The following is a 7,781-nucleotide window of genomic DNA, read 5'->3' as shown; positions in this document are numbered from 1 at the left end:
AGTGTGACACTTGCGTAAGTCCTAAGTTAAATAAATAATGCTAATGTAACAGTAATACCAATAATAATTGAACGCAGATAAACACAGATAAAGATGGACAATCAAAAATCAAAACATGATGCTCTCAAACAACATCCTGTTAATCCTAAAATCAAAGTGAATATCATATTTCTCCTTACTCTGGAGAGACTCTGCGCCTGGAGCGTGTTAGCGAAGCAGGGTGAAGCCCGATAAATTCATACCCTTAATCAGTAACGCCTAAAATCTAAACTTGTTTAAAGGTTGAATTGTCCAATAATTCGCTTTCGCAGTTCATCAGCTATTAAGATGAACGGTGGACACAGCAATAACATCAATAAATATGATGGTTTTAAAGATGCAGTCGAGAAGATTTTTTGTAGAGTAGGAGAATAAATAATTGAGAGAATCAAAAACCATTCCACCGCAATTCCAAGCCAAATGAAGCGGTTAGTAAAAAAGCCCAAGCGCAAAATTGAAACCCGTTCCGAACGACAGGCAAAGACGTTACCATCTTGACAAGCGACAATTACAGCTAAAGTCATTGTCGTTGCTTGGTGATAAATCGCCATTGTCGCCGCATTAGCTGAGTGTGATAAAATACTAGGACTGAGTGCCTGTAATTGGGGAATATTATAGCCATTTGTCCACCAAACAAAGAAAAATCCTGCCATACCTGCCAAACCTTCCAGCAGTCCTAAAAAGCAGTAAGCACGAAGCAGTAAGGGTAAATCTAACAGTGCTTGGGATTTTTTCCGGGGTGGTAACTCCATTGAACCAGTTTCCGGTTTTTCTGCCCCTAATGCCAGTGCGGGCAGCATATCTGTACCTAAGTCAATGGCTAATATTTGTAAAATTACTAATGCTGGGGGTATTTTCAGAAACACCATTGCCAGGAAGGGCAAAAACTCCGCCATGTTAGAAGCGAGAATATAAGTCATGAACTTGCGGATGTTTTGATACACCGCTCGACCCTGTTCAATGGCGGCGACAATGGTGGCAAAATTATCATCTATGAGAACAATATCCGCAGCTTCACGGGCAACATCTGTCCCACTAATTCCCATGGCTATGCCGATATTGGCAGCACGTAAAGCGGGGGCATCATTGACACCATCACCTGTAACAGCGACGACATGACCAAGGGTTTTGTATGCTTCCACTAACCTGAGTTTCTGTTCTGGCATGACTCTGGCAAATACTAACCCGGTTTTGTGCTTGTGGAGGATTTGCCGCAATTGCGTATCCGAAAGATGTCCTAATTGTTCGCCGGTGATAATTCTGGGTTTACCGTTTGCTAAACCAATGCGTTGAGCGATCGCAGCGGCTGTTAACCCATAATCACCTGTAATCATAGTAACTTGAATCCCGGCACGATGACAAAGAGCGATCGCATCAGCAACTTCTGGACGGGCTGGGTCAATCATCGCCACCAAGCCCAAAAAAGTCAAATCCTGTTCTAACAAATTATCATCTAGGTGATTTAATTCCGCCCCACCTTGCCTAGTAGCCACCCCTAAAACACGATAACCTTGATTAGCCAATTGATCATTAGCCGCGATAATTTCCTTTCGCTGAGTTTCCGTCAGTTCCAGCCTTTCCCCTGAACGCCATAAATACCGGGAATGTTGCAATACATCTAAAGTTGATCCCTTAGTAAAAATCAAATACTGGGAATTTTCAGTATTGTCAAATTCCAAATGTCCTTCTAATAAAACCGTCATCATCCGCCGGTGCGAATCAAAAGGTATTTCCCGAACCCTTGGCACTTGGTGTTGCAACTCCTCCAACTTCAAACCCGCCTTAATTGCAGCCACCAATAACGCCCCTTCCGTAGGATCACCCAATACTTGCCATTGATTGGAATTGGAAGGATGATTTAACCGCGCATTAGAACAAAGTGCCGCACCAGCCAACATTAACCGCACCTCATTCCTCTGTGTTCTCTGTGCCTCTGTGGTGCGTAACTCTTCCGTAAGAAATTCCACTTCTCCCTTGGGTTCATAACCCACCCCAGTCACATTAATATTAGTATTAGGAATCCACAATTGGCGGACAGTCATTTCATTTTTAGTTAAAGTCCCAGTTTTGTCAGTGCAAATAACAGTAACTGCACTCAGCGTTTCCACCGCAGACAAACGCCGCACCAAAGCATTTTGGGTAGCCATGCGCTTGACACCAATGGCTAAGGCTAGACTCACAGTAGGTAATAAGCCTTCCGGGACAAATGCCACAATAATCCCAATGGCAAAAATGAAACTTTCTTTGAGTTGCATTCCTACCAGCAACTTAGTGAGTAAAAATATCACCACCCCCATACTCAAAGCAATGATGGTAATGATGTGAACCACCCTAGAAATCTGCACTTCTAAAGTGCTGGCTTCCCGCTTCACATGGGCGGTGAGACGGGCTACTTGACCAAATTCTGTATGAGTGCCTGTGGCATATACTACCGCGAGTCCCCGACCAGCGGCCACGGTAGAACCTGCAAAGACTAAGTTACTGGCTTCCGAAGCATGGATATTTGCGGCGGTAACAGGTTCGCTAATGCGGGTAACGGGCAAAGATTCCCCTGTGAGTACGGAGACATCTACATATAAAGATTGACTTTCAATCAGTCTGGCATCAGCGGAGATTTTATCACCTTCTTCTAACTGCATGACATCGCCGCTAACTAATTCACGGGCAGCAATTACAGACAATTTTCCATCACGAAAAACTTTGGCTTGGGAAGGTAAGATTTTTTTCAGGGCTGATAAGGCTTTTTCGGCTTGAAATTCCTGCCAAAAACTAAAAATAGCATTAATCCAAATTACTGCCCAAATTGCCCAACCTAATTCTGGTGTTTGCGAAATAAAAGCTAATATTCCCGCTACCCACAACAGCAAGGCCATAAAATGGGTTAATTGGTCGGTAAAACGCAGAATTAAAGGGCGTGTTTGGGGTTCGGGAAGTTCGTTATAACCAGATTGTTTTAATCTTAAATTAGCTTCTGCCTCGCTGATACCTTGGGGAGTTGTTGTTAGTGTCTTGTAGACATCTGTAGGTGTCAGCGTCCAAATATGAAAGTTTGAATTCATACTTTTGGTATCAATCGGGCTTTGATATCATATTTTAGATACTGAGTCTATACCTTTTCATCTGTCTGAGGTGTGGGGTGGTTTTTTTGGGGGTTAACTGTCTGAATCAGGATGTCCAGGATTTTAGGATTTACAGGATTTTATTTTGTGGTCAAAGATCCCCGACTTCTAAACATAATTAATTGCGTGAATCAAAAGGTAACCGATATTTTTTCTCTGTGTCCTCTGTGTCTGGAGTGGTTCGTTAAAAAAATGCCAATGTAACAGTAATATCAAGAATAATTGAACGCAGATAAACGCAAATAAACACAGATAAAGATGGACAATAAAAAATCAAAACACGACACTTTCAAACAACATCCTGTAAATCCTTAAATCCTGGATATCCTGATATGGCTACGCCACGCTACGCCACGCTACGCTATCAGACAAATAATTATGATTCTGCACTAGTAAAGTCTATTTTTTCATAAATATCAGCCAGAGAAATTTGACAAGAAACAGAAGTTAAATTTAAAGTATCGTTAATATCTTCATATTCTAAAAATATCCATTTTTTATGATCAGTTTTAACATATTGTTCAACGTGAATTGTGTATTGGTCAATTAAAATATATTCTTGAAAATTGGCAATAGTCCGATAAGCTGCAAACTTTTCATCTCTATCATAACCTTTAGTAGATTTTGATAAGACTTCAGCTATCATCACCGGATTAGTAATAGTATCATTTCTTCCTTCTTCAAACACTAGGGGAGTTTGGACAACCATTACATCAGGATAAGTATGAATCCGTCGTTTAGGAATCCAAAGCCGTTGGTCAGTATAATAGACCTCATAAGGCTGACGTTTAAGAGCAAAATGTATGGCAACATATAAATTACCAGCTATTTTATTATGATTTGGTGTTCCGCCTGTCATGGGGATAATTAATCCATCAATATATTCGTGACGTAGTTCTGAATTTACCTCAAATTCCAGGTATTCTTTAGGTGAATAGTAGCGTGTTTCTTGTGCAATAGTCATGATATTTAGATCCTTTTATTGCTTTACCCTTGATGTTAGCTTACTCCTATTTGATAGGTTATCAAGCCTGCATCAAGGTCAACAACTACCGTTCCTCCTCGATTTTTCTCCACCTGTCGCCAGACATCATAACCCATGAAAATAGCTTTCTCCCAAACTCCTAGCGAACAACAAGACACTTCTAAATGAGATGTCATATTTTTGATGGTCTTCAATAGTTGATAATCTAATGTTGAAACACCTTCTAAAAAACCGTGATCTTTAGCATAGCTAAATACAAGTGCTGATATACCTTCTTCAATAGCTACTGCACGCCCTCCGTCTTCAACTTCGTCAATAAGAGGATTACTTTTGCGCTTACGTTTAAGAATACTACGAGTAACTACAGACCAGCCTAAAACTGCGGCATAGGAAAAATGAAAAATATCATGAAAGCGGTAGCCATCACTTTTATAGGAATTATCTGTGAGGTCATTTCCTATTTGTTCTTTATTTATAAATGCTTTCATTTTGACTGAATTATCTTTGCTTATCTCTGTAATTTCTACTTCAAATTGTCGTGGTAAACTTTCATGTTCTGGAAATTCATTATCAAAGATATAACTTGTATTTTTATTATCTGTTTCTGTTGAATCTCTCCATCCCCAACGGTCATTGCACTTTCTTAAATTATCTTCTGCAATTTCTTGTAAATTAAGGTTAAATTTACTGGCTATATTGGAAATATACCAAAGCATATCTCCTAATTCTTCTGCAATTCCTTCTTTAAATAATTTGTGTGCTTCACCATCGCGTAAATGTTTTTTATATTCTGTCATTAATGAACCAACTTCACCAACTAAACCTAGTAAGGGTATGATTAATTCACTACCTTCAACAGCAGGAATTTGATCTGTATTCAATGCTTGTAATTGATATTCAGAAAAATTCATAATGCAATTCCTCAAATTTCAATGTTGTTGTTGATTTTTATAGAGACAAAATACAAATCTGAGTAATACTTAAAAAGTGTCACCATTACAATTTGAAATTTAGCTTTGTTGATAGGGAAAAATAATTGGCTCTAGATTATTTCTAAGACCTCTCGGATGATGTGGAAATCCTTTCTTTGTTAGCTCTAGACAATAAATAGGTTGTTGACGAGAAATTAGACTTAGCACTTCCTTATCACGATTTTTAATTCTGGTATGCTTATTCGCACCACCACCCCAAGCTAAAATAATTAAGTCAGCGCGTTGTGTTGCTAATTCAATATAATAGTTATTTTTGGGTCCCACAGGGTCATCTACTTGGCGAAGTTCATAGGGTTTTGTAGCACGATAAGCGAATAAATTAACCAGTTCAAGAGAACCGTATTTCTTCCAAGACCGGGTAAAGTTAATACATCTAGTCAGTGTGGGATCACCTTCATTTTCATCAGCCTTACTTGGGTTAAGCATTATAAAGGTAACTTGCGGCAAAGTTTCATCCCATTTACGTCCTAATAAATAGCGATACTTTTTAGTAATATCAATCTCGGCATATCCTTTTATTTCCATGTGTTTTACCCTGAATTAGTCTTGATTTATAAATATTAGAAAATATCAAAAAAGACACAACTGTTGAGATTTTGCTGCGTCTGTATTTTGCAAAAGGGTTGATTTTTTTAGCGTAGTTTTTTGCCCATTTTTTTTATGTTGTTTTGATATACAATTCGGAATTTCAGATGTAGTTTTTACAAAAGAATCTAATTCTAAAGATAACTGCTGACAATTATCCTGCAAATTAGGAATTTCTAATGGTGGTAATCTCTGAGCTAAAGTTTCTTGAACTTTCTCGTTAATACACCATTTAGGTGGATAAAAATAATCAATTGGCTGAGGAGTTGCAGTAAATTTTGCTTTTATCTTTTTACGATTACTTTTTAAATCAGGAAATGCGGCTCGACAGTATTTATCAGTTTCACAAAAAAGATTTTGACAATCTATAGCTTGTAATGGACGACCCCAGAGAGATTGAAAATTTAAACCCAAACGTTGAAATTCATTTTCTTGATTTTCTGTCATCCAATGAATGACATCAGCATAACTTTTTCCCTCGGTATCAATAAAACATTTATTAATACCTCTTTCTGCTCCTGGTCCTGCTATGGTAAAACTATTTTCATCAAAGTTGATAACTTCACTATAGTTAATATCTGTTGCTAATTGGTAAGCCATAAACTTACCTAACAATGGATATGATTCAATAATATGAAAAATCTCTTCTAAAGTTTTAGCTTTAACGATAGAATTAATTACCCTGTCTTGGACAACCATTTTATCAATTAATGCCAAATGGTTCTGGTGTTTTTTATCATAACCAAATTCTTTACTAGCACAGGACATATATGCACTTGTATAAATCACATATCCAAGATCCATAGCCTCTTGTAATATGTTTGAATATACGTCTAAATCAAAATTAGACAGTGTAATATAATCTCCTATTTTTTTTTCTAAATATTCCCAAGTTTCTATTTTATTAAAAATTTTAAATAGCAAAATCCTGAATAAAACTTCTTCTTCATTTTTGCTCCTATTTTCATCATAAATTACATTTTTGATCAGATATTGAGAAACCCGATCACTTACTCGATAAGCATTACAAAATTTATAAGTATTAAGAATAGGATCACTCGTCCAAGGTAGTGATACATTTTTAAGTTTGTTGAAAAAAACTTCTTGACGCATAGCAGCAAATCGCCAATAAGTATCAAAAATTTCTTGTCTTACTTGCATAAACTATTCTCCTTGCTTCTCGTCATCAATATCAATCCTTCATCAATTATGGAATAATACAGTGAAGTTAAACCCAAAATTAATATTATCAAACTTTTCCTTGGGTTGCGCTTCCGCTTAACCCAACCTACCATTTTTTAACTTTACTTTATGCAAAGACCCTAAAAAACACTTTGCGTCTTTGCGCCTACCCCCGCATTTATCACAAACAATGCAATTCCTACGGAGTGCTTCGCTATCACAGTCTTCTAAATCCTTACACACAATGGGTTTCAGCGATTTTGCACAGGGGCATTTTTGCAGCAGTGTGAAAATCCAGAATCTAGATTTTATAAGGCTTTGAGAGCCTTGGTGAGAAATCCAGGCCTTGGTGGTGTTTGGATTGGTTACTAAGGTTGTGGGTCTCTCGCATCGAGATTTGTAAACTCTAACATCTAAAGCTTTCAGAAAATTATTAAATCAGAATCAGGATATCCAGGATTTGAGGATTTACAGGATTTTATTTTCTGATGAAAGCTTCCCCAATTTTGAGATAATTAATTAGATGAACGAGAAAATTACTCCCTTCCCACACAAAGATAACTGATATTTTTTCTCTGTGTCCTCCGTGTCCTCTGTGGTTCGTTTAAAAAAATTAGTAATCTAACAGTAATACCAAAATAATTAAACGCCGATAAACGCCGATAAACACAGATAAAGATGGACAATCAAAAATCAAAACATGATACTTTTAAACAACATCCTGTTGTAGTTATTCACTCCCCCCCCTCTAAAATTATCGAAACCCTTGATCTCTCCTTAAAGATAGGGGGGAGTGTGAACAGTTACATCCTGTTAATCCTTAAATCCTGGATATCCTGATTCTGATAAATTCAGGACTTACGCAACTGGCACATTGGT

General features: G+C 37.5%; 5 protein-coding genes. All 5 read right to left on the bottom strand.

All coding sequences use genetic code 11. The features are described 5' to 3' along the window. Window positions 1–275: 275 nt before the first annotated feature. On the bottom strand, window positions 276–3,098 hold the full coding sequence (locus CA730_RS02740) for a cation-translocating P-type ATPase (RefSeq protein WP_096663677.1): 2,823 nt from the start codon (window positions 3,096–3,098) through the stop codon (window positions 276–278). Between the two features lie 436 nt (window positions 3,099–3,534). Next, window positions 3,535–4,122, bottom strand: coding sequence for a Uma2 family endonuclease (locus tag CA730_RS02735; protein WP_096663674.1), 588 nt, complete (start codon window positions 4,120–4,122; stop codon window positions 3,535–3,537). A 35-nt stretch (window positions 4,123–4,157) separates the two neighbouring features. Next, window positions 4,158–5,054, bottom strand: a complete 897-nt coding sequence (locus tag CA730_RS02730) for a nucleoside triphosphate pyrophosphohydrolase family protein (protein WP_096663672.1) — start codon at window positions 5,052–5,054, stop codon at window positions 4,158–4,160. A 99-nt stretch (window positions 5,055–5,153) separates the two neighbouring features. After that, window positions 5,154–5,660, bottom strand: coding sequence for a DUF1643 domain-containing protein (locus CA730_RS02725; RefSeq protein ID WP_096663669.1), 507 nt, complete (start codon window positions 5,658–5,660; stop codon window positions 5,154–5,156). A 45-nt stretch (window positions 5,661–5,705) separates the two neighbouring features. Then, on the bottom strand, window positions 5,706–6,881 hold the full coding sequence (locus tag CA730_RS02720) for a nucleotide kinase domain-containing protein (protein ID WP_096663666.1): 1,176 nt from the start codon (window positions 6,879–6,881) through the stop codon (window positions 5,706–5,708). Between the last annotated feature and the right edge of the window lie 900 nt (window positions 6,882–7,781).

The organism is Dolichospermum compactum NIES-806 (genome assembly GCF_002368115.1).
Lineage (GTDB): Bacteria > Cyanobacteriota > Cyanobacteriia > Cyanobacteriales > Nostocaceae > Dolichospermum > Dolichospermum compactum.
Note: the sequence above shows the minus strand (reverse complement) of the source record. Positions and strands in the feature narration are given on the sequence as shown.

Coding starts and splice junctions, on each gene's coding strand:
- CA730_RS02740 (WP_096663677.1), bottom strand. CDS start 3,098: ATGAATTCAAACTTTCATATTTGGACGCTGACACCTACAGATGTCTAC.
- CA730_RS02735 (WP_096663674.1), bottom strand. CDS start 4,122: ATGACTATTGCACAAGAAACACGCTACTATTCACCTAAAGAATACCTG.
- CA730_RS02730 (WP_096663672.1), bottom strand. CDS start 5,054: ATGAATTTTTCTGAATATCAATTACAAGCATTGAATACAGATCAAATT.
- CA730_RS02725 (WP_096663669.1), bottom strand. CDS start 5,660: ATGGAAATAAAAGGATATGCCGAGATTGATATTACTAAAAAGTATCGC.
- CA730_RS02720 (WP_096663666.1), bottom strand. CDS start 6,881: ATGCAAGTAAGACAAGAAATTTTTGATACTTATTGGCGATTTGCTGCT.